Origin of the sequence: Streptacidiphilus sp. EB129, assembly GCF_041262645.1 — a bacterium.
In the GTDB taxonomy this organism is placed as follows: domain Bacteria; phylum Actinomycetota; class Actinomycetes; order Streptomycetales; family Streptomycetaceae; genus Streptacidiphilus.
Genome location: NZ_JBGCCS010000046.1, coordinates 1 through 26,334 on the forward strand (window position 1 = coordinate 1; position 26,334 = coordinate 26,334).

The 26,334-nt window shown below is 69.4% G+C and carries 24 protein-coding genes; 1 reads left to right on the plus strand and 23 read right to left on the minus strand.

From position 1 onward, the window contains the following. Nucleotides 1-30: 30 nt before the first annotated feature. The 3 genes from ABH925_RS33315 to mobF all read right to left on the minus strand — a co-directional run bounded on the left by ABH925_RS33315 (nucleotide 31) and on the right by mobF (nucleotide 8,459). Nucleotides 31-669: a hypothetical protein gene (locus ABH925_RS33315; protein WP_370154250.1), complete on the minus strand. Its 639-nt coding sequence runs from the start codon at nucleotides 667-669 to the stop codon at nucleotides 31-33. A 305-nt stretch (nucleotides 670-974) separates the two neighbouring features. Beyond that, on the minus strand, nucleotides 975-3,140 hold the full coding sequence (locus ABH925_RS33320; protein WP_370154253.1) for an esterase/lipase family protein: 2,166 nt from the start codon (nucleotides 3,138-3,140) through the stop codon (nucleotides 975-977). A 315-nt stretch (nucleotides 3,141-3,455) separates the two neighbouring features. Next, nucleotides 3,456-8,459: a MobF family relaxase gene (gene mobF, locus ABH925_RS33325; protein ID WP_370154256.1), complete on the minus strand. Its 5,004-nt coding sequence runs from the start codon at nucleotides 8,457-8,459 to the stop codon at nucleotides 3,456-3,458. A 316-nt stretch (nucleotides 8,460-8,775) separates the two neighbouring features. Between mobF and ABH925_RS33330 the strand changes: the two genes are divergently transcribed. Further along, complete coding sequence (locus ABH925_RS33330) at nucleotides 8,776-9,273, plus strand: hypothetical protein (RefSeq protein WP_370154260.1); 498 nt, start codon at nucleotides 8,776-8,778, stop codon at nucleotides 9,271-9,273. Between the two features lie 98 nt (nucleotides 9,274-9,371). On the opposite strand, the gene ABH925_RS33335 is transcribed toward ABH925_RS33330, so the two are convergent. From ABH925_RS33335 to ABH925_RS33430, 20 genes are all read right to left on the minus strand, one after another. Further along, a complete protein-coding gene (locus ABH925_RS33335) occupies nucleotides 9,372-10,274 on the minus strand; it encodes a hypothetical protein (protein ID WP_370154263.1) in 903 nt (300 codons plus the stop codon). 263 nt (nucleotides 10,275-10,537) lie between these two features. Next, on the minus strand, nucleotides 10,538-11,737 hold the full coding sequence (locus tag ABH925_RS33340) for a hypothetical protein (RefSeq protein ID WP_370154266.1): 1,200 nt from the start codon (nucleotides 11,735-11,737) through the stop codon (nucleotides 10,538-10,540). Continuing rightward, nucleotides 11,734-12,594 (minus strand): phosphoadenosine phosphosulfate reductase family protein, encoded by an 861-nt coding sequence (locus ABH925_RS33345; RefSeq protein WP_370154269.1) that lies wholly within the window; start codon nucleotides 12,592-12,594, stop codon nucleotides 11,734-11,736. Before ABH925_RS33345 ends, ABH925_RS33340 begins: the two co-directional genes overlap by 4 nt. Beyond that, nucleotides 12,591-13,565, minus strand: coding sequence for a DUF2637 domain-containing protein (locus tag ABH925_RS33350; protein WP_370154272.1), 975 nt, complete (start codon nucleotides 13,563-13,565; stop codon nucleotides 12,591-12,593). The genes ABH925_RS33345 and ABH925_RS33350 overlap by 4 nt, the downstream gene beginning before the upstream one ends. Further along, on the minus strand, nucleotides 13,562-14,215 hold the full coding sequence (locus tag ABH925_RS33355) for a hypothetical protein (protein ID WP_370154276.1): 654 nt from the start codon (nucleotides 14,213-14,215) through the stop codon (nucleotides 13,562-13,564). Before ABH925_RS33355 ends, ABH925_RS33350 begins: the two co-directional genes overlap by 4 nt. A gap of 163 nt (nucleotides 14,216-14,378) precedes the next feature. Beyond that, a complete protein-coding gene (locus tag ABH925_RS33360) occupies nucleotides 14,379-14,858 on the minus strand; it encodes a hypothetical protein (RefSeq protein ID WP_370154279.1) in 480 nt (159 codons plus the stop codon). A 220-nt stretch (nucleotides 14,859-15,078) separates the two neighbouring features. After that, nucleotides 15,079-16,218: a DUF932 domain-containing protein gene (locus tag ABH925_RS33365; RefSeq protein WP_370154282.1), complete on the minus strand. Its 1,140-nt coding sequence runs from the start codon at nucleotides 16,216-16,218 to the stop codon at nucleotides 15,079-15,081. 101 nt (nucleotides 16,219-16,319) lie between these two features. After that, entirely contained in the window at nucleotides 16,320-16,943 is a 624-nt protein-coding gene (locus ABH925_RS33370) for a hypothetical protein (RefSeq protein WP_370154285.1), read from the minus strand. A gap of 169 nt (nucleotides 16,944-17,112) precedes the next feature. Then, complete coding sequence (locus ABH925_RS33375; RefSeq protein ID WP_370154288.1) at nucleotides 17,113-17,436, minus strand: hypothetical protein; 324 nt, start codon at nucleotides 17,434-17,436, stop codon at nucleotides 17,113-17,115. A gap of 166 nt (nucleotides 17,437-17,602) precedes the next feature. Further along, nucleotides 17,603-17,872 (minus strand): hypothetical protein, encoded by a 270-nt coding sequence (locus tag ABH925_RS33380; RefSeq protein WP_370154291.1) that lies wholly within the window; start codon nucleotides 17,870-17,872, stop codon nucleotides 17,603-17,605. 72 nt (nucleotides 17,873-17,944) lie between these two features. Further along, nucleotides 17,945-18,436 (minus strand): single-stranded DNA-binding protein, encoded by a 492-nt coding sequence (ssb, locus tag ABH925_RS33385; RefSeq protein WP_370154294.1) that lies wholly within the window; start codon nucleotides 18,434-18,436, stop codon nucleotides 17,945-17,947. A 61-nt stretch (nucleotides 18,437-18,497) separates the two neighbouring features. Then, nucleotides 18,498-18,860, minus strand: a complete 363-nt coding sequence (locus ABH925_RS33390; RefSeq protein WP_370154297.1) for a hypothetical protein — start codon at nucleotides 18,858-18,860, stop codon at nucleotides 18,498-18,500. Between the two features lie 607 nt (nucleotides 18,861-19,467). Beyond that, nucleotides 19,468-20,163, minus strand: coding sequence for a Fic/DOC family protein (locus ABH925_RS33395; protein ID WP_370154299.1), 696 nt, complete (start codon nucleotides 20,161-20,163; stop codon nucleotides 19,468-19,470). After that, on the minus strand, nucleotides 20,160-20,408 hold the full coding sequence (locus ABH925_RS33400; protein ID WP_370154301.1) for an antitoxin VbhA family protein: 249 nt from the start codon (nucleotides 20,406-20,408) through the stop codon (nucleotides 20,160-20,162). The genes ABH925_RS33395 and ABH925_RS33400 overlap by 4 nt, the downstream gene beginning before the upstream one ends. A 1-nt stretch (nucleotide 20,409) precedes the next feature. Next, a complete protein-coding gene (locus tag ABH925_RS33405; RefSeq protein ID WP_370154304.1) occupies nucleotides 20,410-20,703 on the minus strand; it encodes a hypothetical protein in 294 nt (97 codons plus the stop codon). A gap of 144 nt (nucleotides 20,704-20,847) precedes the next feature. Beyond that, nucleotides 20,848-21,501, minus strand: coding sequence for a hypothetical protein (locus ABH925_RS33410; RefSeq protein WP_370154307.1), 654 nt, complete (start codon nucleotides 21,499-21,501; stop codon nucleotides 20,848-20,850). 20 nt (nucleotides 21,502-21,521) lie between these two features. Continuing rightward, the gene (locus tag ABH925_RS33415) at nucleotides 21,522-22,100 is read right to left on the minus strand and encodes a hypothetical protein (protein WP_370154309.1); all 579 of its coding nucleotides are present in this window, start codon (nucleotides 22,098-22,100) and stop codon (nucleotides 21,522-21,524) included. A gap of 92 nt (nucleotides 22,101-22,192) precedes the next feature. After that, the gene (locus tag ABH925_RS33420; RefSeq protein ID WP_370154312.1) at nucleotides 22,193-23,767 is read right to left on the minus strand and encodes a ParB/RepB/Spo0J family partition protein; all 1,575 of its coding nucleotides are present in this window, start codon (nucleotides 23,765-23,767) and stop codon (nucleotides 22,193-22,195) included. Nucleotides 23,768-24,180: 413 nt separating this feature from the next. Next, nucleotides 24,181-24,921, minus strand: a complete 741-nt coding sequence (locus ABH925_RS33425) for a 2'-5' RNA ligase family protein (RefSeq protein ID WP_370154314.1) — start codon at nucleotides 24,919-24,921, stop codon at nucleotides 24,181-24,183. Further along, entirely contained in the window at nucleotides 24,918-26,267 is a 1,350-nt protein-coding gene (locus tag ABH925_RS33430) for a multiprotein-bridging factor 1 family protein (protein ID WP_370154316.1), read from the minus strand. The genes ABH925_RS33425 and ABH925_RS33430 overlap by 4 nt, the downstream gene beginning before the upstream one ends. Nucleotides 26,268-26,334: the final 67 nt, after the last annotated feature.

Genomic DNA, 26,334 nt, shown 5'->3' on the forward strand with positions numbered 1-26,334 from the left:
CTCAGCCCCGTCGCCTACGAGCAGCGCCAATCAGCTACCCTGACACTCGCCGCATAACCACACAAACCCGTGTCCACCATCCGGGGTGAAGCCCCCCTTCGTCAGCAGAGCCTCCTTGAATCCGGACATGGCGAACGGCTTGGTGCCGCTCAGCAACTGTTCAAGGCGGTCTTCACACGGCACATCCTCAGGCCCGCGCAGCAGATACTCCACCGTCCGGCGGGTCGACTCAGCAGCCGCAGCGTCACCTATGTCGTTCCAACTGGAGTTGAACGTCGACTGGTTGCCGGGGTGAGCCCCGACAATGGTGTTGGCGAAGTCCTTGAGATCCCTCGGGTTGCACGCCCACAGTCCCTCCCGAGAGAACACCTTCTGGTACCTCTCCCAGTAGGCCGCCACTGCAGGGTCGAAGCCCGGCCTGGTGGTCAGGTACTGCGCCTTCAGTCGAGCCACCCGATCCAGCCGTTCGGGGTGCACGTCCTCAGCTCTCGGGAAGCGGGCCCTGAGGGAGTCGAAGGACTGAGCCGACGCCCTCTTCGGGTCTACAGGCTCCCCGTGCTCCCACTGTTGACCGCACCGATGCCGGACCAGCCGACGCCCGCTGTCGAGGACCCGTACCACCTCAACGTCCTCGTCGTCGCTGCAAATCGGGCACATTGCCATCGCCACGACTACCCCGTTTCGACGGTGCCCGTGTCGCACCGTGAGTCAACACACGCTTCACGTGGGGGCCGTATTCTCGCACAACGACACCCCACCACGCTGACGGCACCCACAGTCCCGCTCACCCTCCACCGGGGTTCGTCCGAGAAGCGCTCCCTGGGCATGGTCTGGAGCCAGGTCGCCACCAAGGCCGGCCACTTCCAAGAGCGTTACAGTAGACTCGGCCAGGACGCGCACCTCTACACCGACCCTCCAATCGCAACACACGGCGCGCACGGTGGAGTGGCGGGATTCCGAGACGATGCCGACCACTACCCGCGGTGCTCCGGCAGTGCTGACTCGAAGTCATCCAGGTGCAGATGGTATTCGCACATTTGAACCATCATGTCGTAGGCGATTCCATCGGAGAACTTGCCGTCCGGATCTGCGTATGCCCAGCCGATGAACTGGTTCGATGGGGCTGATCCTGGCAGCATTCGTAGTCCGTCGGTGTCTACCATGGTCGTCAGTGGCTGGTGAGAGTCGAGCCAGACTCCGCACTGAGCCGGAGGGGTGTCGAAGGTGCCCAATCCAATTTCATTGGAAAGGAAGTCGGCGAAGACGCCTGGAACAGCCAAGCCAAGGCTGAAGCGTCGGTACCACTCCTTGAGCCCTGCGGCCGGAGGTACCTGGCCGCTGGCCGTTCGCGGCTCGATGTAGAGGATCAGAGCCGCTGTCCGCTCGGCGCGCCCAGAGATGGCCCGAGTAGTCGGCGGCAGGAAGAGCGCAGAGGCAACCGGCGCGCCTTCCAACGGATCGTCGCCAGTCGTCAGAGCAGCCTCAAGAGCCAGCAGCCCATGGCCCGCCAGATTCGTCCAGGCTGCGTCTGCCGGGACATGAGTGAGCGAACCAAGGAGCTCGCGCACGGGTACTGAGTCGAGAAAAGCAGTCAACTTCGCCCGAAGCTCGGTGCCGCTGCAGAATTGGTTGATGTCCTGGCAGCCGATGAGCATGCCAACCCTGACCGATGGCGGCACCTCATCCCACTGCCGGCCACCATATCCGGGATGGGACATACTGCTGTGCGTCAGGTTCATGAGAGCCGGGACCTTGGAACCGTCAGAGGTATGGCGCCAGCGGTTGGTCAACGCAGGCGACGGCTCCGGCATGGACGCGGGTTCAGGCCCGGCCTCGTTCCGCTCCGCTTCCTCGGGCAGCTCGCGGCAGTACAGCCGGGATCCATCGGCACCGATCTTGAATTGGACATCGACGTGGCCCTCTGGCTTGTCCCTGATGACGCGCAACGTCAGGACGATGTACTGGGTGTCCAGGTCCGACCAGCGTCCGACGGGCGAATAGCTGAACGCCACTGGTTGCGGAAGCGATGGGAAGGCCCAGTGATCTCCGTTCAACCACTTGGTCCCGTCCAGGTCCTGCTGGAGCCCGAGGAAGTCGAAACGGGCTAGGTTGAGCAATGGCGCACAGAATTTTGGCACGTCCTTGGCACCGACCGAACCATCCTCCAGCCAGGGAACGGGCCAACTTCGAGGGCCAGCCCAGTTTCCGTCCTCGTCCCTTGCATCAATGACCGCGACCCGGAAGCGTCCGAGTTCGCCGCGGTTCAGGACACGCAACCGAAGGAGATTACTCGCCGTGTCGATCTCCGGCTTGAGTCGGACTTCAATCGGCGGAGCAGGAAGATGGACAGGCACGTCGCGCCTGTTCAGGTCCGTGGAGGAGTTGGCATCCGCCGTCTGGGATGGCTCGCTTTGGGCGGCCTCGCGCAGAAGCCGCTGGAGGGTGTTGAACGTTCGCTGATTGTTGAGGATGGTGAAGTGGTTGCCTGGTAGGGCGGCTGCGTTGGGGAAGCTGCTACGGGCGGAAGCGGCGGAGACCACCCCGTCATCGGTGCCTGCATAGACGGAGAAGGGGATGGGGCAGCTGTTCGCCGTGACAGCGTGGGCGTTGACGATCTGCGCGAGTACGACCGCGCGCGCGTCGGTCACAGGCTCGTCGAATGGACGCAGCGCCTTCTCCTGTGGGTTGCGCAAGCGGTATCGCTTACGCAAGACGAGAGCAAGGTCGGAGCCTTGGTTGGGGCAGGCCAACAAGACGACTCTGCGGATGCGCGCCAGATCGGTACCGCGGCCGCGAGAGAGCATGCGGGCGAGGAAGCGCTGAATAACTAGGCCGCCCATGCTGTGGCCGACCAGGACCAGGCGCTCGAACTCCGCCGCCTCGGTGTCGAGGTACGACACTAGGCTGTCGGCGATGGTGTCCAAGGACGGTAGCACCCGCAGGGCGTCGCTCAGGCTCAGGGGATTCTTCATTCGCACCGGCTTGTTGCCGAACACGCCCGTCGCATACTCGAATGGCGGCTGCGGCTCCAGATCGGCCAAGTCCTCGGTCTGGGCAAGTGATTCACGAACAGCGTCCCACGTGGCGGCCGACGACTTAATCCCGTGGACGAACACGACTCCCAACGCGCCAGCGTCCAACGTGCTCCCCTTCAGAATGGGCCGATTGTGCGATAGCGCCACGTTAGCGAATCCATGCGTCCGGCGGCTGCTCTAGCACCAACCACATCTTGCGCGGTCGCAAGATCCCCTGGCCTTCGTCCTGGCCCTAGTCGCATGCGCCGTGCTCGGGGGGCGAAGTCCCTGGCGACGAACGCGGAAGCCTCGGTGCAGTCGATCGACCCGCGCTTCGAACTTGTGGTCGGAGAGGCCCGTGCGAGTTGGGCGTGCCACTGTCCGACGCACTTCCATACCTCCACGCGGAAGGCCCCAGTCGATTCATCCGCTAGTTCCGGGCTACCGGATGCGCGGTCCTTGCTGGTCCGGGCACTGGCGCGGCGGCTGCTGGACCTGGGGCTGCTGCTGCTCGGGTCGGCGGTCGGGACGCTCGGCCGGCTGCTGCGGCTGGGCGGCGCGGCGGACCGGGGAGGAGCTTCGGGCAGTTCGGCCATTGCGAGCCTGGACCTGCTCACGGTGAGCAGCGCGCTCGGCGGCGCGGCCCGCGCGGCGCCGCTCAGCAAGGCTCGGCTCAGCCGCCGGGGAGGCTTCGGTGGTTTCCGGGGCTACGGTCGGCGCGTTCTTCGGACGGCTCTCCGAGGCGAGGTGGCCGCGTTCGGTCATCACGGTGGTCAGCGGGTCCACGACGGTGACGAAGCGCAGGGCAGCGTTTTCGGTGACCGGGGCGTGCTGGAGCCAGGTGGCGCCGGTGCGGGTGGCGATGTCGTCGATGACGGTCTGCTGCTGCTGGGGTGTGAGGGTCTGGAAGACGTCCGCCGCGAGCTGGCCGCGGGCGGTGTCGTCGGGCGTCGGCGTGGTGCTGCTGGGTGCGGTGCCGGTGCGGGCGAGGTTGCTGGCGGCGAGGGCGGAGGCGGCGGCTGCCCAGTAGGCGGTGTGTCCGGCGCGGCCTTGTTCGATGTAGGGGCCGGCAGGCTGGGCGGGGTTGTTGTCGGTGACCTGGTACTGGTCTCGGTAGGCGGCGATGGTGGCCAGGTGCCGGGTCCAGGTGGCGCGGGCGGTCGGGTCGGCGGGGGCGTCGCCCAGACTCTGGCTCCAGTCGGGGCGGGTGGTGGTGACGCGCTCGGCGAGGGCGGTCATCCGGTCGGCGATGAGCTGGGCTCGGTCGTCCAGGTAGGTGCGGTGGGCCGGGTCCATGGCGGTGTTCTGCTGCGGCGCAGTCACCCAGCCGGGCAGGTCCTGGCGCACGGCAGCGCTGGCTTCCTGGAGGGCGCTGGCGTGCTGGAGCGCCTGCTCCGCCTGGCCCGTGCCGCTGGAATTGACGAAGGCGTCGGTGAGGTCGCTGCCGCTGACCTCGGCGGCCTTGAGGGTCCAGGCCAGGGTGCGCCACTGCTCGGCCTGGCGGTCGGTCGTGCGCTGGTCGGTGCCGGGGGTGGGGGCGGTGGCGAGGTAGCGGTTGATGCGCCAGGCCAGGAGCAGGCTGACGCTGTCCGCGCTGTCGATGGGGCGGGATTCGACGGCCTGGCGCAGCAGCTGGTCGGGTCGGTGGCCAGCGGTCTCAGCGCGGCGGAGCGCTGCGGTGAGGGCGGGCCAGGCAGCTTCGGTGCGGACTTGCTCGGCGAGGTCGTCGACCAGGGCGTGGTGGGCTGCGGCCTGGTGGCGCAGGGCCGCCGGGACGCGGTGCTCGGTGGCAGGGATGCCGCGCTGGACGGCGAGTTCGCTGGTCTGGGTGGTGAGGTCGTGCAGGGGGTTGTCGCTGCGGGTGGTGCGGGCGTGGGCGGTGTCGAGCAGCAGGTTGGTGTCATGCCCGGCCTGGTGGGCGGCGACCAGGACGGCGGCGAGCTGGGGCCAGTCGCGGTGCTCGGTGACGGTCGCTGCGATGGTTCCGGCCCGTTCGGCGGCAGCAGCGGCGTACCGGTCCAGATCGGTGGCGGAGACGTAGGGGTGGCCGGCGGGCGTGGTGCCGGAGGCCGCGACGGTCCGCAGCGCGAACGGCGTGGTCGTCGCGGTCTGAGGGTTGAAGGTGGTGCTGTTCAGACCCAGCAGTGCGGCGTAGCGGGTGGCGTCGGCTGCGGTGGGCTGGTGGAGGTGGGCGGGGGCCTGGTGGTGCTCGTCGGTGTGGTGGTTGATACGCCAGACGAGAAGCTGGGCGGGTGAGTCGGCGGTGGTCAGGTCGCCCTGTCGGGCGGCGGCGGCGAGCAGTTGCTCGGCCTGCCAGCCGTCGCCCTGGGCTGTACGAAGGGCGCGGGCGACCGCGCTGAAGGCGGGGTCCGCGGTGATGGCCTGGCCGAGGTCGGGGCCCAGGACGGTGGTGGTGAGCTGGGCGTAGTGCTGGCGGGTGAGGGTGTCGGTGGCGTGGTCGTAGCGCGGGACCAGGGTGGACAGCGAACCGGCTTCCTCCTGGGCCTCCTTGATGGTGTCGGTGGCCGAGTGCTGGGCGCCTTCGCGGGCCAGGACGCGTTCCAGCACCTCGCGGGCGGCGAAGGTGTCGGGGTCGTGGCGGGTGGCGTCCATCTGCTCGTCGGTGTCGAACGCCATCAGTTCATGGGTGACGGTGTAGACGGTGGTCATCTCGCGGGCGCGGGAGAGCTGGACGTACAGCTGCTCGCGGGTCATATCCTCGGCGACCAGCGGGTGGGCGGTGTCCACGGTGCCGCCTTGGGAGCGCATCACGGTGGAGGCGTAGAGCAGCTGGACGTTGGCGGCCACGTAGTCGGCGGGCAGCGTGAGGCGGCCTCGGTGTTCGAGATGGCGGACCTTGAGCGAGCCGTCGTCGTGGCGCTTGACGACCTCCCAGGCGTCGCCGTTCTTCACGAAGTCTCGGCCCCGGTTGGTGGTGATCTTGCGGTTGTTGTCGCGGGTTACGATCCAGTCGCCGCGTCCGGCACGGTTGCCGTCGGCCAGGAGCACGCCGTCGGCCTCGACCTGGCCGGCGGCCACGCGGTCCTCGCGGGCGCGGGCGGACAGGGCGGTGACGTCGGTGTTGGTGGCGGTGCTGATCAGGGTGGTCTTCCCGGCCAGCATGTCGGTGCGCCAACCCTGGTAGGCGGCATCGACCATCGCCTGCCGCGACCCGCCGACGATGCGCTCGTTGTTCTCGTAGAAGTCGAGACCGGCCCCGTCGCCGACGCGCAGCTTGAGGGTGGCGGCGGCCTCGTCCTTGTTGTTGAAGCGGTGCAGGTGGGTCAGCTCGTAGGCGCCGGCCTCGTGGTGGATCTGTCGCAGGATGCCGCCCGCCTCCACCGAGGACAGCTGGCGGTAGTCGCCCAGCAGCCGTACCACCGCGCCGCGGGCGGCGGCGTACTTCACCAGGGCATCGACGTTGAAGGTGCCCGCCATGCCGGCCTCGTCCACCAGCACCACGTCACCGGGGCGAAGGACGAACGAGGCGCGGCTGCGGGGCACGGTGCCGCCGCTGCGCAGGGCGTTCGCGGCGGGGCCGTGGGTGTACTCCCACAGGAACTTGTGCAGGTTCTCCGCCGGACGGCCGAGGTCCTTGGCCAGCACGGCGGCGGCTGCCGCGGAAGTGGCCAACGGGATGACGCGCTGCCCGGCCTGGGCGGCGACGTGGACGTACGCCTGCATCGCCGTGGTCTCGCCGGAGCCGCCGGGGCCAAGGCCCAGCACGACCATCCGGGGGTCGGTGGCGAAGCCTGCGACCAGGGCGCGCTGTCCCTCGTCCAGGCTCTTGCCGCGGCTCTCGAAGCCGTCAATGGCGGCCGAGACGAACGGCCCGGACAGACCGACCGCGGTGGCGGTCAGGGCTGCGGTGACGACGCGCCGTTCGGCGTCCAGCACGGCCTGCGAGGTGTAGCGCAGGCCGGCGTGCTGCTCGAACACCGACGTGCCGTCGGAGCGCTGGAGCTCGGCGGGCTCGGCGATCAGGGCAGGCGCGGTGACGACCACGCTGCGCTGCGGAGCCAGTGCCGCGGCGACGACCGCTGCCGTCCAGGCGTCGTGCTGCTCGCGGTCGGCGGGGGCGAGTTCGCGCACCAGGCGCTCGGCCTGAGCACGCACGTTCCACACCGTCCACACCGCCCGCTCCTCCCCCACCGCAGCGATCACCCGGTCCGCGAGGGCGACGAAGTCGTGCTCTACGGCGGTGGCCGACTCTGCGGGCTGGGCGGGGTTGGGGACGGCTGCCATGAGCTGCTGAACGGCGTTGGGGCCCTGGGCCTCGGTGAGGCTGCGGGTCCAGTCGGCGCGCATCTCGGCCAGGGATCGGGCGGCCTTCTTGCCCTCGCGGGTGTCCAAGTTGGCCTGCCGCGCCAGCTTGTGCGCGACCGCCTTCGACGGGTCGCGGCCGTGGTCGGCCCGGTAGGTGCGCAGCAGCTGCTCGTAGCGCGCTTCGATCTCGGTGCGGCGCGCGGAGAAGTGGGTGATGAACTCGGTGGGGACGCCGGTGATCTCGCGCACCGGCTGCTTCTTGCCGGTGGTCTCGCGGGCCTCGAAGGTGACGCCAAGGCGGGCGGTCAGCTCGGTCTCGAAGCGGGTGTTGTAGAACTCGGAGGCCGCCACGGTGGTCGCATAGAGGGCGCGGGCGTCCAGTGCCCGCCACTTCCCATCCACACCCATCACCTTGCTGGAGACGGCGACGTGGGTGTGCAGGTTCGGGTCGCCGGCGCGGCTGTCGAAGTGGTCGAATTGGGCGGCGATCAAGCCCTTCGTCTCGATCTGCGCCTGCCCGGTAGAGCCGGTGCGGGTGAACGCGGCATGCTCCTCCAGCAGCTCCATCGCGGCGTCCCTCGCGGCTTCGTGCGCCTGGCGCACGGCTGAGCGGACCTCCTCGCGCTCATCCAGCGCCCACACCAGGGCTGCGGACTTCACCGGCGCGAAGACCACGTCGAAGCCGGCCACCGCCGCGCGCTGGCGCGCGGACTCCTCCCGCTTGACCTTGCCCACCTCCGCGGTGGTCGGCGCGCGCTTGGCCTGCTTCTGCAACACCTCCAGCCGCTCGGCGACGCGAGACTCGAACGAGGCCAGGGCCTTGTACTCGGGGAGCGGCCGGCCCAGGGTCGCGGACTTCACCGCGGCGGCGACGACCTTCTCCCGCTGCTCCTTGTCCATGCTGGCGGTGACGTTCGCCTCCAGGTACGCGGCGATGATCCGCGACGCGTCCGGGTGCTGGCCCAAGCCGTAGAGGTGCTTCATCTGCTCCTCGGTCACGGTCTGCCCGGCCAGATCCAGCAGCGGGGCACCGGAGCCGACCCAGATGCCCGGAGGGTTGCCCTTCGCGGTGTAGTAGTCGGCAGCCGACTGGCCCCGCTCACGCTGCACGTCGCCGCCCGCGACCTGCCGCGTCAGGTAGGTGTAGCCCGTCCCACTGGTGAGCTTGTGGATGGTCATCAACGCGACCACCGCCGGTTCAATCCAGCCGGGATACAGCGAGGGGACGACGCTATTCGCGCCGCCTTTTCCACTGCTCCCGATCGTGTCATGGGAGCAGCTTATATCCGCGCAGCGGGCCATGCTCAGAATATCTGCAAGAGGTGTCTGGCTGGCTTGATCCGGCTAAACTATGCGCAGCTCAGACGGTCTACGTGAGCGGCTGCGAAGATTCTTTAGCAGCTCACGTCTCATTACTTCTCATCATTTCTCGTCGTTTCTCTAGAGGCGATATAGAGGCTTTTCCACCTGGGCTTCTACGGTTATGGTGCTGCGCATGAGTGGACGAATTTCCGCGTCGCGGTCGGCGGCGCTAAAGGCAGCACAGGAAGCCAAGGCGCGGCGGGATGCCCTGCGTCTAGCGCACGAGCAGATGGTGGAGTCGGCGCTCGCCGACTGGTTCGAGGGGACGACGCGAGCGGAGGAACTGCGGACGCGGGCGCAGGCGAAGGCGGCGCAGATCCTCGCGGAGGCGGAGGCCGCTACGGCGAAGCCGGAGGCGGAGGCGCGGCGCGCACTGCGGCTGCTGGTCGGTCTGGGGGAACCGCGTGATCAGATCGCGGCGCTGACGGGGCTGACGTTGTCGGACGTGCGCGGCGCGCTGGCGACGGCGGAGGCGGAGGCGGAGGCGGAGGCGGAGAGGAATCCGGCGACCGAGCGGGTGGCGAACCAGGCGTCCGAGCCAGCGGAGGCCGCGACCGGCACCGGGCCGGCCGTGGTCGCCGCCGTCGATGCGGCAGGCGTTCCGGCCGGGGCCGCGACGGACCCGCCGTAGCCGCTGGGCTGAGGACCTTGGGTGTGGATGTGCCGATGCCCGGCACCAGGTGATCCTGGTGCCGGGCATCGGCACATCTGCGCTCGGCCCGGATAGGCTCAGCGCTTCCAGAAACCGTCGAACTCGGCGGGGTCGTACTTCTTGACGGCCGCGGTGGGGTCCACCGGCTCCGGCACCTGAGCGTCGGCGTCGCGTGCGCGTTGCAGACGGTGGGTGATGGCCCCGATGGTGACGCTGTAGTGCTCGGCGAGTTCGCTGGCGCTGCGCGGCTCGCTGAGCCAGGCACGTTCCGCGGCCGTGAGTCTGGCGGGCTTCTCGCTGCGGAGGGTGTAGCCCAGCTGCTTGAGCTCCGCGAGCAGCGCCGCGCGGGGCCAGATCCTGTTGCGCCCGACCTTGCCGGTGGACATGGCGGCGAGCTCGGTCCGGCGCAGAAGGGACTTGGCGGCCTCGCGCCCGAGCCCGGTCTCCTCTTGGACGCCGTTGATGTCGATATCGCCTTCGGTGATCTTGGTCTTGGATGCGGCCGGGGCGGTGCTCTTGCCGAGGGCGGCGGCCACCGGGCGGATGCCTCCGAGGGTCGTGCGGCGGGAGAGCCAGGCCGCCACGTCGCCCACCCGGCGGCGGCCCAGGGAGTCGCCTGCGGGGAAGGGGTCGTTGCTGGCGCCGTAGAGAGCGGGGTAGGCGCTGACGGTCCCTTGGGGCAGTCCCGTGCGCTCGGCAATGGTGGGCAGCGTGACCAGCTCGGCGGGGTCGTCGCCGAGCCCGCTGGTGTCGATGCGGCCGGCTTCGTTGTCGGCCAGCACCTGAGCGACGGCAGCGTTGGGGTACAGAACGGCCTTGCCGCGCTTTCCGACCGAGTCGGGCCACCCGGGGAGCTTCATCCAGTTCCGCACGGTGGCGACGGACACGCCGCGGGCTCCAGCGATCTCCTGCGCGGTGATCTCGTCGGGGAGCCCGTCCAGGCGCGCCGTGGTGGGCGCTGGCGGGGTCTCGGCGGACATGGTGATCGGTCTCCTCGGGGCTGGTGGCGAAGCGCAACGTGCGACGGATGACCCGCATCCCGGAGATCGTCGTCTTCGGACTGATGCAGCTGGTCAGGTTCCCGCCGCGGGGCACCTGCGTCATGGGCTAATTTAGCCGGTGCGAGATCGCACCTGCTGGTGTCCTCGTGGGAGGCGACCGGCGGCTTGCCCAGCCGGTCCTTGAGGCCGGCACGACCCCCTCGGGGGACGTGCCGCCGGTCGCCGTCATCGTCGTGAAGCCGCTATGCGGCGATGGTCAGCGCGAAGCCGCTGCGGGGCGCTTGCTGCTGCTCCGAGAGCAGCCTGTCCCACCAGACCTCGAACCCCGCGCGCTGCTTCGGCACCGCCCCGGCCGGGGCCACCGCGAGGCAGTGCTCGACGGCGGGGAAGACCGCTCCGCGGGCGACGACTTCGGCCCGCCGGATGCCGTACTGGTCGGTTGTTACCGGCACGCCCGCCTTGCGGGCCAGCCAGCTCATCGCCTCGTCCGCTTCCCGGCGGCTGCCGGTGTGGTGGATGCCGACCGAGCGCCAGGCCGCTCCCTTGCTGGTCGGGTCGTCGCGGCGCGGGTGGATGATCCGGCGCACGTCGTAGAGCGTCCACTGCTGGCCGGGGTGGTCGAGGCGGCGCTCGAACCGGCGCTGGACGTCGGCGAGGCCGTGGTCCTGCACCACCTGGCGTGCCGAGAGCTTCCCGAAGAGACGCGAGCGCGGGTTGAGGGCGAGGGCGGTGTGCTCCAGGGCCAGGGCGAGGGCGCCGACGTCCGGTTCGGCCCGCCAGCGTTCCACCAGCTCGGGCAAGCCGCGCCGGCTCGCTGAGAAGGGGCAGTAGCCGCAGGCCGAGCGAGACCAGCGCTGGCCGAACAGCGCGTGGAGGTAGGCGTCGCAGTCCTCGCGGTCCCATGACCAGTCGGTGATCAGCGGGTACTCGGGCCGCCGGTTCGCGGTGGCGTAGTCCTGATCCCGGAGCGCGCGCCGGGCCTCCTCGGCGGCGAAGCCGAGGACGTGGCGGAACGGCTGGCCGCGGAACTCCGCGGCATACCAGCGGTCAAGCACGTCGCCCTTCGCCCGCCAGCTGCACAGGCGCCGCTTCGCGGCGACCTGGGGAACGGTGCCGCTCGCCATCAGCTCGTCGGACAGTCGCCAAGGCCCGCGCATGATCATTCGCTGGGGTGCGCGGGAGTCGTCCAGGATGACGTGCCCGCCTGCCTGGGACGCGCGGGCGAGCTGAACGTAGCGGACCTGGTGCTCGCGCATCAGCGGCAGGAGATGCCGCTCCATGAGCTTCCGGGTGACGTCCGGCTCGTCCCCGGTCATGGCGGTGACCACGGTCAGCTGCTCCAGCGGGAAGGTGCGGCTGGCCGGCTCGACCAGCCAGCGCGCCAGGATGGCGGCGCTGTCGATGCCCATACCGAAGCTGAGGGCGACCGGCATGCCGCTCACGCCGCGCACCCGACCTCGAACCGGAGGGTCCCGCCGGAGCCGTAGGCCGCGAGCGGGTGCTCCCGGGTCAGCGCCTCCGGCGGCAGCTCATGCGCCTCCTCGATGATCCGGGCCATGGTCCAGTCGTTGCGGAAGCGGTGGCCGATCTCGTCCTCGACCTGGGCGTACTCGGCCGCCAGCTCGGGGTTCAGTCGGGCGGAGACCAGCAGGTCTCGGCGTGAGGCGAGAGGGCACAGCCGGCAGGAGAGGCGGCTGACGTGGGCGTAGGCGGGGTGCGAGGGTGCGCCGCTGCGCCGGATGGCCTGCCAGACCTGGTCAGTGCTGTAGCGAAGCACTGGGTGCCAGACGGTCACCTCCTTCCGGCTGTTGCTCACCGTGCGGTCCACCGCCAGCACCGGCCGCTGTGCTCGGGCACGGCTCTCCTCCGCGCGGATGCCGAGTGCGGTCAGCAACCGGGCCGGTCGGCCAGGTGTGGGAGTGCTGCGGGCGAGCTCGGTGTAGAACTTCCTGGCCACGTCCCGCTTCATCGCGCTGGTGCAATACCTAGCCCGAGGGCTCATCCACATGCCGCGGTGGCGCACCATGTCCAGCAGCGTCCCCTGCTCGCGGCGGCGGACCTCGAAGGCGACGCCGTAGTGCTCGGCCTGAGCACGGGCAAGGTCCGCGGCGCCCTCCCACTCTGCGGACCCGAGATCGCAGTGAAGGGCGACGACGCGGTCCAGCACCCCGGCGTCGTCGGCGAGGGCGACGCCTCGGTCCAGTGCGGCGAGTCCGTCCTTGCCTCCGGAGAGGCTGAACACCAGGTGGTCATAGCCGCGCAGCCTTCTCCTGCGGGCGATGGTTGATGAAACGATCATGCTAGTGCCTTCTGTCGTGTGCTGCCGGGCGAGGGTGGCTGCATGGTGCTTCGCGCCGGCTTGGGTGTGCTGGAGATGGTGGTGACCGATGCGAGCGCTCCGGCGTCCTGGTGCTCATCGCCGGACGGCTGGGTGCCCGTGGGTGGCTCGGTCCGGATCGCCTCCGCAAACGGCTGGGTGCGAGCGTCCTCGACGGCCCGCCGTGCCTCGCCGACGCGCTTCTCGCACCACGACCGGCCGTAGCCGGTAGTGAGGGTCAGCTCCGCGTAGTCCGGCGCCCAGTCCTTATCAGCGGTGATCTCGGCGTGCAGCATCTGCACGACCTCGACGCGGCTGGGGCGCCCCGCGGTGCCTGCCCTGCGGTCGCCACCCTGTTCGCTGCGGCCGTCGTCCGCCCCCCGTACGCCTTCGCTCGCCGTACGCGGCTGGCGCGGCACAGCGGAGGAACCGGGGGCACCGCGCCGCTGTACGGGCTCGGTGCGTACGGGCTCGGTGCGTACGGGCTCGGTGCGTACGGGGCCGGTGCGTTCGGGCTCCGTCCGTACGGGGCCGGTCCGTACGGGCTCCGTCCGGGTCTCGATCAGGGCGGCAACGGCGAGGAACGCGATCTGCGGCCAGGCGGCCATCACGCATCCCCAGATTGTGGGCTGGGCCGTGGCGAGGTTGCTGGCCAGGCTCATGCCGACGCCGAGAACGAGGACGCCGCGCGGCCAGCCGGTCGGCTGGCCGCGCCGGCGGCGGCGGCGGATCTCGGTGATGGCGGCGGTGGCCATCAGCTCGACGCTGGCGGCGATGGCGTCGGCGACCCACCCGCCCTGGCCGGACTGCACCGCCACGGTCTGCACGTGGGTGAAGGAGACCGAGAACGCGCAGAGACCGAGGACGCTGGCCACGATGGTGGCCGTGGCCTCCTCGCTCCGCGGTGCCCTGCCGTCAGGCGGTGCCGCGTGGGTGCTGCTGGTGGTCGTCACCGGCGCGGACCGAGCGTGCGGGCCAGCTCGGTGAAGCAGGCAGCCTGGACGATCAGGTCGGCGTGCTTCAACAGCGTGCGGCTGGCCTCTTCGCTGTTGCTGGGCTGGACGGCGGCGAGGCGGCGCAACTGGTCTGCGGCGTCGGCCAGCACCGCGCTGAGGGTGGTCAGGGTCCGCACGGTCAGCCAGGGGGTGCGGTCGCCGGAGCCGCTGCGGTGGTCTCCGTCGGTGCGGCGCTGCGCGATCACCTGGAGACCGCGCTGCGGATCGTGCCAGTGGAGGGGGTCGGCCGGCTGCGTGGCGAAGTCGCAGTGAGCAACGAGCCGGTAGTAGTAGCGGGTGCTGCTGGGGAGGTCTCGGCGGCTGGTCCCGGTCTCGTCCATGCGAAGTCCGAGGATCTGGGCGAAGGTCTCGAACTCGTCGGGCTCCGGGTCTGACTCCTGCTGGCGGCAGGTCATCAGGTATTCGGCGACGGTGGGGATGACGACGTGCGGGTGGCCGTGGCGGGCGTAGAAGCGGGCCAGGGGCTCGCCGTTGTAGTCGTGCCAGTCGATGACCGCAATCGCGGACAGGTGCCGGTAGGGGATGCGGACCGGCAGCGGGTCCTGGTGGTCGGGGGTTCGGGAGTGTTCCCAGCTGTGGCTGGACATGGTGCGGTTGCTCCTCGGCGGTGCCGTCGTGGGTGCGCGCCTCGGCCGGTTGCCCTCCGGCGTCAGTGCGGTGGTGCTGTGCTCGCCACTGCTCGGTGGCGGCGCGGCGGTGGCGGGTCGCGGGTGGGGCCGCTCGATGCGGCCTCACCCGCGCCGCGGCCGGTCAGGCGGGCTGTGTCTGCGGGAGCCGTTGCCAGCGGTATCCCGTCCACATCTCCCATGACCGGTGCGACAGGCGGGCGAGCTGGGCTGCTGCCTCATCGTGACCGTGCGGGTGGAGTGCCCGGGGCACGGTGGTCAGGGTCGTGCTGAATCCGTCGGTGACCTCGCGGGCGAGCAGCCTGCCCCGCTCGGCCGCAGCCGCGATGGCGAGAGAGACCTCGTACTCGTCGATCAGCGCTTCGTGCACCTGCTGGTCGGTGGCCGACTCGCCCTTGAAGAGGCAGCTGGCCACGAAGGTGCGGAAGTCCTTGAAGTCGTAGCTCTCAAGGGCAGCCGGGAGGAACTGCGACTCACCGGTGCCGCAGCTCTCGATGACGCCGAGCTGTTGGCCGCTGCGGTGGACGTGGGCGCGGTAGGCGACGCCGGTGGAGAGCTCAAGGTGCTCGTAGTAGACGACGGTCAGGGGCTGATCGGCTGGCATCGCCAGGGGGCTGTGCAGAAGGTTGATCATGGGGGTCACGTGACGCTCCGCAGGGTGGTCTTCGTGGGTGTCGCGCGGGTGCGCCCGGTTACCCTCCGGACGGCCCGCGGGGTTGGCCGGTCGGGCGGGGTCGATCCCCGCCCGACCGGCGCGCGGCCCGGCAACGACGCTCGGGCCGGCTGCTCGGCGGCGGCACTGCGAGGTGCCGCCGCCGGAAAGGTCAGGCAGCCGCTGCCAGCTCCATGGCGCGCAGTCCCTGGGCCTCAAGGTCGTGGGCCTCGTCGGTGTCGGGCAGGGTCTGCGCCACGGAGGTGACCGCGTGCAGCACTCCCCCGGCCGTGACGTCGGCACCGGCGATGAAGTGGTTGAACAGGGCGGCGCGGGTGTCCTCGTTGAAGCGCAGCGCCTTGCTGACGGTGGTGATCGTCTCTTCGGGGTTGGTGATCGGCGTTCCTGCCGTGGACTCGATGCGGTGCAGTTGCTCCTGAACGTAGGACTCGCGCAGGAACGTCCGCACCGCGTCCGCGGTCTTCGACGTGACCACCTTCAACACGCGCTCAACCGTCTCGTCGCTCCACTTCACGACACCGTCGTCATGGCGTCCGCCGAGGTGGACGTTGCGCTCCGCGTCCCGGGTGATGGTCATCCCGTTGTTGCAGACCTGGACCACCAGGCGGGGGGTGATGGTGAACGCGCCGCACCCTGTCTCGGAGTTGCTGATCTCGAAGCCTGCGAAGACGACGGGGTTGTCCGCGCCCCTGTCGCCGGTGAACGGGCTTCGGTAGTTGCGCAGCAGCTTGGGCGCGTAGGCGCGGACCTGGTCGGCGATGATGCGGACGTACATCCGCTTGTCGGAGAGGTCGCAGCTGTCGATCCGGACGTCAACCCCGGCGCGGCGCACACCGTCCAGCGCCGCGGTCAGGATGTCCAGGTTGTCGATGATCCGGTAGCCGGTGGAGAGCATCGCGCGGGCGATGCCCTCGCCCTGGTCGCCCGGGAGCAGGGTGCGCATCATGAAGGAGCGGTCGGTGCGGTCAAGCCATCCGTTGACGTTGGCGTCCCACAGCTCCGGGGCCTCGGTGCGGACCTTGCGCAGGTAGCCCACGGGGATGCCCAGCTTCTCGGCGATGCCGGCTTCGCAGACGCCGGTGGGCCGGAAGGCTCCGGCGCGGGTGGTGACGCCGGTGGGGCTCAGCTTGTGGGCGGTGCCCTGGATGATCAGCCGCCCGTCTTCGGCACGGATGGTGGAGGCGGGGGCCACCACGTCCAGCTTGCGGTGGTGCTCGTCCTGGAGGAGTGCGGCGAGCTCTCCGAGGGAGGCGTTGCGGGAGGGGGTGCGCGCAGCAAGAGTTACGGTCACTTCGGTCCTTCGCACTGGAGGTTCTTCGTGGGTGCCGGTCGGGGTTGCCCTCCCCTTCCAAAAAGTACAACTACATAGCTTTAGGGGTTTCCAGTCAAGCCCTATCGGTGCAGATCGACGCTCTCTTGAGCGCCCTCGGCCACCGCGTCGAACGATGTCCGGCGCACGTGAACGGCCCCGTCCCTGCCGGGCTCCAGGGGCTCCGCGCGGTATCCAGCGCAGAAGTCCTCGTCGCAGTCGCAGTGCTTCACGCGCACCAGCTGGCCGCGCAGTTCGGCCAAGGAGCCGCAGTAGCGGGCCACTTCACCCGGCCCCAGTCGGACAGGCGGCTCGAATGCGGGGGTGGCGGCCGGCGGCGGGTCAGCGGGCACGGGATACCCGTGGTGCCTTCGGGCGTCGATGATGTAGGCCGCGCCGTGGCGCAGGCGCTGGGCCTGTCCCACGTAGAGGTGGTCATCCATCGCGGGGTGGTACCACTCCACATGGATTGGGGTGATGGCAGTCTGGATCATCGTCCCCAGGAGGCCGGCTATCGGATGGTGAACGCGGATGCCGCGAGCGGTGAGGCGCCACAGAGAGTGCCGGTCGCCTGGCAGGCACCCGTCTATCAGCCACTCCCACTCGCGGGTCAGCTCGGCACGGGTCAGTTCTTCCAAGGACAGAGTCACGGGGCCGACGTCGTGTAGAGACGGCTGTCCTTCGGCGGCCTTGGTGACGGCGTACATGGCGTTGAGCGTGAGGGTTTTCAGGACGGAGTCTCCATCGGGCGAGCGGGTCTGCCTGGCTGCAACGGGGTGGGTCGCGCGGCAGCCGCGGGGGTGGCGGCTCGATGCCGCCGCCCCCGCGCCCGCCGCCGCCCGCCCCCGGCGATGGAAACCGGGGGCGGAGGGAGGCTTACCGGCGGGTGACGGTGATTCCGCCTTCGGGGTACTCGGCGTCATAGTTGACGTCCCAACCTCCGTGGTCCGCGATTGCGGCGGACCAGCGGCGGCAGAAGTTGGCGTGCAGGGCGGTCTGATCCGGGTTGTAGTCGCGGACCTTGAACAGGATGTTGATCTGGTGGGAGCCGCAGCGTTCGGTGCGGGCGCGGTTGGTCCGGACGTAGAAGCCGCTCGCCGTGGTGAGTGCGAACTGACCCAGGGTTGCGCGGCGGAAGCCTGCGGCGGCGAGGAGTTGCGCCACGTCGCGCCGGTCGTTCTCTTCGTGCGCTTCGTTCATCTCCCAGGACTCAGCCGGGCGAGTCTCCCGGCGATCGGGGGCGGTGGTGGTGCTCGGGGGCTGCATGGCGTGCCTTTCGGTTGGTGTTTCGTGGGATCGGCCGTGGGTTGCCTTCCCTCGGCCTGGTGCGCGTGGGGGGCGGGATATCCGCCCCCACGCGCCGTTATTACTCGTCGGTGTCGAGTGCTTCATAAGCGCACTCCGTGCGGTATTCCCGGTAAGCGCGCATGACCAATTCCTCTCGGTCGCCCGTGATTTCAGCGGCGTCGGCCAGATGGCACAGGTCGGTGATCATGGACTTCAGGACGCTGGCCAGGGCGTCGGGGTCGTCCAGCATCTGGAAGCTGATGCTGTCGGTCCGCCTGGCGTAGTCCTCCAGGCTCGGGCGAACGAGTTCGGCGCTTTCGGCGTTGGGGGTGATGAGGATGGACTGCAAGGGTTTCTCCGATCGACTGGATAGACTGACCAGGGAAGTTCGTGGCACGGTGGCCACCCCCGAAGCAGTCGGCTAGAACGGGGGGTTGACCGCCCCGGCACCGGCCATGGCCGGGACGTCCCACGGGCTACCGGCGGTCCGCTGGGGTGCCTGGGTGACGGGGGTTCCCCACCCCGCATTGGCGGCGGTCCCCTCGGTGCGGCCGGGCTTGACCACCTTGGCCGTGGCGAAGCGCAGGCTGGGGCCGACCTCTTCGACCTCGACCTCGAAGACGGTGCGCTTCTCCCCCTCCTTCGTCTCGAAGCTGCGCTGACGAAGAGGCCCGACGACCATGGCCCTGGTGCCCTTGGTCAGGCTCTCGGCGGCGTTCTCGGCCTGGCTTCGCCACGCGGTGCACTGGAGGTACATGACCGCTCCGTCCTTCCAGGTCTGCGTGGCGCGGTCGTAGACCCGCTCAGCACTGGCAACGGTGAACTTGGCCCTGGCCACTCCCGCCTGAGTGAAGGTCAGTTCGACGTCGGCGGTGAGGTTGCCAACGATGGTGATCGTGGTTGCGTTCGGCATGCGGTTCTCCCCTGTCGGTTCGTGGGTATTGGGCGCGGGCTGGCCGCGCTGAGGCAGAGGGTCAGGCGTTCGCCGCAACCTTGGACATGTCCGGTTCCCAGGGCTCCTCGACCCAGCCTTTGGGGCCGAGGTACTTGCAGGTGAAGTGAAGGGCGTAGCTGAAATCGCAGTTGTCGCCGTCGATGGTGCTGTAGGTGTCGGCGGCGTAGTAGGTGCCCCTGCTGCCCTCCGAAGTCGGGCCGCCTGGAAGGAGGTTGAAGGCGTCGCGGATCTCGCCGTAGAGGTCCGGGTCGTCCTCGGAGAGGGTGACGTACGGCCGGACGTAGTTGCGGGATTCATGGAGGAGCCGGGAGTTCCAGCCCCAGTCCACCCAGCCGGTGATCTGCTCGGGCTCCTCGATCGGGGAGCCCTCGTCGTCGTACATCCAGCGCGTGCGAGTGGCCGTGAAGTGGCCGAAGATATGGCGCGGACCTTGCATTTTCACCCCAGTGCGTACCGTGGTCTCGTCTTGCCGGTCGGGGGTGCCATCCCCTCCCAATAAGCTCAATATTATATGTATAGGGGTTTGACGTCAAGCCATTGAGGGCTGGCAGGCGGGGTGTTTCAAGATCATCAGTGGGTCGGTCGGCGACGGTGCTCGGCCCCGCGCCTGCTCTTCCCGGGGGATGCCCGGCCCCCCGAAAGCGCTGCCAGGGGTGAGGCGGTGGGAGTCCAGGGCCGGCCGCAGGCTGGTCGCGCAGCGACGCGACGAAGGAGCGCCCTTGACGCCCGCCGCATCACCCCGACCATCCGCGACAGGGGCCGAAGGCACCCAAAAAGACAGCCCGGCGCAGCCGGACCCCACCCGCCCCGACAAGACAGCCGCGCCGAAGGCGCGACGACATGCGAAAGGCCGGTGGGCACACCCGCGAGGGGTACCTCCGAGGAGGCGTTGGCACGTGTCCACCGGCCAGAGACCACGGTGCTCCGCGAGGGAGGACCGTAGGTCGTTCAGGGTAGCCCAGGGCGCTGGGCTACCTCGATCCGTGCTTCTACAGTCGGTGCGTCGGCGGCTTCGGTGTTCCGGGGTTCAGCGTCGGCGGGCGCTCCACCAGCTGCTGCACGGCCGACACCGCGGGGCCGGCTACCGACCGCTCCTGGGCTCGGCTGGTCGCCGGGGTCACGAGGTCGGCGAACATCGCCCGGAGCGGACCGTCCTGCCCCAGGTAGGAGGCGACGGAGGCGAGCCGGTTGCGTTCCGGGTCCATGCGGGACCAGGAGATCGTGTATCCGGCGGCGGTGGCGAGCTGTCCGAGGAACGCCCTCTGGGTCCGGCCGTTGCCCTCGCGGAACGGGTGCAGGGCGTTGACGTCGCCGTAGAGGTCGGCTGCCTTCGCGCTGAACGGGCCCTGGTCCAGTCCGCGCAGGTGGTCTGCGCCGGCCAGCTTGCGGAAGGTGTCCGCGGCGAAGCCCTCGATATTCTGCACCGGGCAGAAGCTGGTGTCCTTGCCGATCTCCACGGTCCGCAGCTGGCCGGCCCAGGGGTAGATGCTGCCGAAGACCTCGCGGTGGAGGGCCTGAAGGTGGGCGAGGTCCCAAGTACCGGCGATCGGCCGTTCCAGCAGCCTGGTGAGTCTGGCGCTGGTGATGTCCGCCTCTGCCGCCGCCAGCTCCGTGCCGTCGGTGATCCCGAGGGAGTTCCGCAGGATGCCGGACTTCGGGTCGAGGTAGGGGTCGGTCGTCGTCATTCGGCGCCAGGCTCGGCCTGTCGGCGGTAGCGCTGCTCAGCGCGGGCCACAAGCTCGTCGGCGGTGAGGCTGCCGCTGACGTAGCGCTCGGCGTCGTCGTCGTAGGCGGTGCTGGTCTCCAGCCCTTCGGCTGCGAGCGAGCCGCGGACCGACTCGACCGCGGCCCGGCGCTGGGCCTGGTCGTCGTGGTGGTTGTCCATGGTGGTGCCCTTCGTGCCCGGCTCGTGGTGCAGAGCCGTTCTCATGCTAAGTGGGTGCCCCGACGATCGTCACGGGGTGTCCGTTCCTACGTCTCCTGCTGCTGCGGGGGGCGGGGTCCGCCGGGGTAGTACAGGCGCTGGCCGCGCCACGTTCGGGTGCCGTCTGGGTGACCTGATGCACGGCGAGGCGGTAGCGGATCATGCTGCCGCCTTCGCCGGTGGCCTCCAGCTCGGCGGAGAGCTGGAGGCATGCAGCGTCCAGGGCCTCGGGCACGCCGGTCCGGGTGGCGGCGCGGAGCTGGCCGGAGTCGGCATCGCTGATCTCGTAGAGGGTGGGCATCGGTCCTTCGTCGTCCTCTGGGCTCCCCCGGCATCGTCGGCGGGAAAGCCGCCGGCCGGGCCTTGGCTGTCTTCGACCGGATGCGCCGCGATGGCGGGGGCTCGATGCCCCCGCCATCGCGCCGCGCGCCGGCTGCCGCCGGGCCTACGCCGCCAGTTGCCCGCTCGTCGCGGGCAGACCGTCCGGCCGCTGCCACACCGGGGCGACCGGTCCAGCGCTGATGACCCGCTCCTGCTCCTCCGCCGCTGTCAGCTCCTCGGCAAGCTCGGCGGTGAGGTGGCAGATTTTCTCCTCCAGGTCCCTGATGGCGGCGGCGTGCTGCCGGAGCCTGGCAGGAGCGTTACGCTGCTCGTGCGCCCGGTGGAGCTGTCGCGCCCACGGCTGGGCGAGCCAGTGCCGCGTGATGGTGTAGACGATCTCTGCCGTCCGGCGGCGAGTGCCGTCCGGGGCATCCGGGTCGTGGTGGTCGGTGCCTTCACGGCGGACCACGAGCCAGCCCCTGGCCCGGCTTGGCTCCATGGTGGAGGCGCGGTAGACCGCTTGTGCGGCGAGCGTCACGCCGAACACCGTTGGCGGGTCCTCGAAATGCCTCGTGAACGGGCTGTCGCCGGGCTTCCCGTAGGTCAGCTCAATGGATGGTTCGGTGCAGCAGTCGCAGCGATAGTGGCCGGACGACCACCCGAGGGTGATCGTCCCGTCTACTTCGGCGATCCGGTAGAGGGCGGCTCCACGGGTCCAGTCCAGGGAGACGGAGACGTGAAGCTTGCGCCCGGCGGGGGTAGTGAGGACGGTGAACAAGGGGGCCTCCAAGCTGAGGATCAAGCCGCGACGCCAAGCGGCGGCGCTTCCGCGTTCGCAGCGGCGATGGAGGCGAGCGGGGGAAGTTCGGGCCAGATTCCGGCGGCGTGCCCGTAGGCCGTGGTCCAGGCGGATGCCTGGCTGATGACGGCGGCGTGGTCCGCCGCGATGATCAGCAGTCCGCCCAGCTGTACCCGGATCTGCGGTGCGCGGGTGGGGCTGGCCTCGGCGGTGAGGCAGTCAACCGAGGTGATCACCTCCTCCGCGAAGTGCAGGTGTCCGGCGGTCACGCCTCCGGCGGCGGGGACGCGGCTGCTGCCGCCTGAGCTGTCGCCCTGGAACACCCGCGCGGCGCGGGAGAGCGCATCAGACCACGCGGTGTAGGCGGCGTAAGCGGGCTGGGGACAGGTGATCCGGATTCGTGCCGCTGGCATGGCGAGCAGGACGCTGCGGGCCATGCACACCGCCTCGACGGTGTGGCTCCCCTGGAGTTGGACGGCGAGGTCCGCGCGCACCCTTGGCGCGGGAGGTTCCGGGTGCTGAGGCTGAATGGGGTGGATGTTGAACACTTCGACTCCGAGCGTGGTGGCGGTGGCCACGCCCCGGAGGGCACTGGTCAGAGCCCTCCGGGGCGCGCCGGTGATCGCGGCGGGGAGAGGCCGGGGCGCTGACTGCGCCCCGGCCCGCTGCCCTATGCGGCGATCGGCTCGTCAATCTCCGGGTACAGCTCCTCCAGGCTCACCACCTCGCCGGACTCGTCGTTCCCCTCGTCGGCGGCTTCCTCGTCCTCACCGCCCGTAGATTCGGGCTCGGCGCTGGCCTCAGCGTCCTGGTCGTCATCGCCCTCGTCGTCCCACTCTTCCTCTTCCTCCGCATTGGCTTCGGCCTCCTCTGCCTTGGCCTTTTTCTCCTGCTCCCGGAGGGTGTCCAACAGCTCGGCTTCGGGGTCGCACAGGGTGTACCCGGCACCCTCCAGCACCTCGAACCACCAGATCACGTTCGGGCGGTGCGCACTGCCCCACGCCTGGCCGACCAGGTCGATCTTTTCTTCCATCACTGCGGCTGCCATCGCCACCGCTGCAAGGGGCTGCCGCGCTTCGGCCATCCGGCCAACCTTGATCTTGAAGTCCTCGGCCTGGTCCTCCCCCGGCTTCGCCACCCCCAGGAAGTCCAGCGCCTTACTGCGGGTCCGATCGGTCCTCTCGAAACCGAGAACGAAGAGGACTTCGAGCGAGGCCAGCAGCAAGCCCTTCGGCAGCTTCTTCGACTGGCAGAGCTTCTGGACGCCCTCCATCCGGAGTTCCCGGGCGATGGCCAGTGCCTGCCGCCGCTCCTCCTGCTGGCGCTTGGCCTCCTCGTTCCGGGCCGCGTCGGCGGCCTCCTCCTCCGGCGTCTTGTAGGTGTAGTAGGAGGTGACGGTGTGGCCGTACCGCTTCGGGTCACGGCAGATGAACAGCGGCTTGGGGTCGCTGTAGGCGTAGTTCTCGATGCAGGCGGCGTGACCGGGGCACTCCGCGTGGGTCTCCGGGGTGAACTTCTCACCGTCCGGGCCTTCGATCTGGTGGAGGTGGACCTCCTTGCCGCTGCTGTAGCTCAGTCCGACGGGCTTGGGCACCACCTGGACGCCATCCTTGAGCAGCTTCGCCTTCATCTCGGCAAGCTGAATGTCCCGCTCGCGCTTCTTCTCCTCCTCCTTGAGCCGGTAGTCGAGCTTGCTCTTGCCCTGGGCGGCAGCCTCGCTGAGCCTCTTGTACGCCTTGGGGTCGCTCTCGAAGCTGCCCAAAGCCAGCGCGGTTTCCAAGTCCATCTGGCCCGAGTCCACCGCGTCCTTGGTGGTCTGCGGCATCTGGTGAAGCTTGAGGGAGGCGCGAACGGCCTCGCGCTTCTTGCCCACCTTCTTGGCGATCTCGCTTTCGCTCATGCCGAGATCCATCGCCAGCTGCGCGTAAGCAGCGGCGATCTGACTTTCCGTCATGTCCCTGCGGTGGATGTTCTCGATCAGCTGCGCCACGATGCGGAGCGCGTCCGCGCCGAGGTCATAGCGAACGATCACATCCACGGTGCGCTCGGCCTCGATCGCCGCAACGGTGCGACGGTTTCCGAGGATGACGGCGAGCCCGTCCTCATAGGGTGTCGCCACGACCGGCTGAACCAGGCCGTTCTCACGGATGGACTCCACGAGTTCGGCATCCAGGTCAGCGGGGCGGACATTGCTGGTCCTGATGAGTTCATTGGGGTCAATGTCCAGGATGAGGCGCTTGCTCACCGGGCTGGACTCCTGCCCGCCGTCGGTCTCAACGGGGTTGATTTCAGCGATAGTTGCAGTCAACGCATTCCTCCAGCGTGATCACCGTGGTCTCGTCTTGCTGGCGGGGGTGCCATCCCCTCCAACAAGAACAATATTACAGCAACTGGGGTCCATGGTCAACTGTAAAGGTGCTCTGAGCTGGGCTTTTCCATGATCACTTATGAGTCGACGGCGACGGCGGCCAGCCACCACCCTGCGCAGACCGGGGACGCCCCCGGCCCCCCGAGAGCAGTTCCAGGGGCAAGGCGGCGGGAGTCAAGGGCCAGCCGCAGGCTGGTCGCGCAGCGACGCGACGAAGGAGCGCCCTTGATGCCCGCCGCCGTTCCCGCACAATTCAGCGACAGGGGACCGGGGTCGATACCTTCCGAACCTCAGGCGTCCGTTGGTTCAGCTCGCACCATCGGAATACGGTGCAGGAGATCCCAGGCGTACCGGCCGGGTTCACGCCTCAGCTCGACCAAGTCGACGTGAGCGATGGCGAGGTCGACCGGAGGCAACGCACGGAGGGTGGCCACGGTGTCGATCACCGGCTGCGCCACACCCTCGCCTCGGCTGTAGGCCACGCCGAGGTGGGGCCGAAACCGGGCAGTCGGCTTTCCCCCCGGGAGTTCCAGCTCGTCGTGCAGGATGCTGAGAGTCGCGTGCAGGGCGATGACCGGCGACCAGGGGGTGACGGAGTATCGGACGGCCCCTGCGGAGCCGGCCAGGGGGTGGGCGGTCAGCTCGAAGGCTGGGCCGACGCGGCCGGCAGCGATGCTGGCAAGTTTGTCAATCTCAGAGTCGCTGAGCTGGTCTCGCGATCCGGCGCGGGTCAGGGTGAGGTGCAGATCCGCAGTGTCGATCAGGTCGTAGTCGAGTGGCGCGAGCGCGCTCTGGATGTCGGTCGCGGACTTCGTCAGCGCCGGGTCCTCATCGAACGTCAGCAGCCAGTAGATGATCCTCGTCTTGTCGGACCAGCCGGGGCGGCTCCAGTGATCTTTGGTCCGCGTGAGCTGGTCGAAGGCGTGCTGGTCCGAGGCGATGATCGCGGCGGGGGAGTCGCTGTCCGAGGGAGGGCTCGGGGGGAAGGCGGCCGGGTGGTAGGCGAGATCGGGCATCGGGATCCTCGTCATGTGGTGAGCAGGCCGGCGGCGGGGGAGGAACGCCAGGTGGTGAGGGCGGCGGCGTAGTCGCGTACTGCTGAGTGGGTGGACCACGGGGCAGCTGCCTGGTGAAGCTCTTGCGCTCGTTGAAGCACGGAGCGGATCGGAGTGGCCTCTCCTGCCCTGAGCGCTTGCCTACCCAACTCCATGGCCCGGTCGACGTCGGGGGACTTCCCGACCAGGCAGGCGGTCGCCTGGTCGAGCCGGACCAGCGCCCGGCTCCAGGCCGAGTCGGAGGAGTCCACCAGGCCCTCGATCTGCGATGCGAGTTCGTTCACCTGTCCGGCGTCGCCGAGCGAGAGCCGGGCTGTGACGGCGTTGGCCAGCAGCCGGGCGTGTGAGTACGGCTCGTCGAGCGCGATGCAAGATGTCAGGCCACTGGGGAGTTCGTGCTGCGCGGCGAGGTCGAGGGCCTGCTGGATCGCCTTCTCTGCCCCGTAGCGGTTGTGTAGCCGCCCAAGTGCCCGTGCCCGGCCGTTGACCAGGAGCCGGATGCTCTGGGCGCTGGCCGGAGCGCGCGCGATGCCGGCCGCCGCAATAGCGTCCGCCTGGGCGTAGCTGCCCGCGTAGTACAGGGAGAGCGACCGAGTGCCCGCCACCCAGACCGCGAGGTTCGTGTCGCCGATCTCGTCGGCAAGCGCCGCGGCTTCGACCGCATACGCCTGGCTGGTCAAGAGGGGAGCACCCGCGTTGACGGCCATGTAGGCGAGCAGCGCCGAGATGCGCCCGGCCAGGTGCAGAAGATCGCGGCGGTCGTTGGCGCCGAGGCCGCGATCGGCGAGCAGTTGGTGGGAGAGCGCTCGGAGGCTCCGCGCCTCCGGGGCTAGTGCCTGGGGGCCTCGGGCCTCGTAGGACTCGACCAGGGCGATGATCGAGGAGTCCACGATCTCTGCGGCACCCATGATGGTTGCACCGGTCAGGGCACGTACCTGGGAGAAGACCTGTTGAGGATCATCCCAGCCACCTTCTGGCGGAGATGCAGCGAAGGCATGGGCCTCCAAGGTCACCTCCCTGGTCGGCTGCTTACCGTCCAGCTTGCCGCGAGGCCGGGGAGACGGGCTGACGATTCTCCGTCTGTCCGCTTCGATTCTTCGTTTGTCCGCTTCGGCCTTGGCGAAGGGCCGGAACCGGGCCAGAACGCCGCCAGTGCGCAGCTCCTGGTCCATCTTGCCGGCATGCTCGGCTGAGAGCAGTCGGTCGCCCTTCTCGATCTTCTCGACGGCGTCTGCACTGAGGCCGACTAAATCCCCCAGGTGCTTCGGGGTCAGGCCGCGCAGCTCGCGCCAATACCTGATCTCGGCGCCGAACCAGTCCACCGCCGACCGGTTGGGTTGAAGCGGTCGTCTCGGCTGCGGCACGATCCCCGTCCTTCGTATGCAGGCT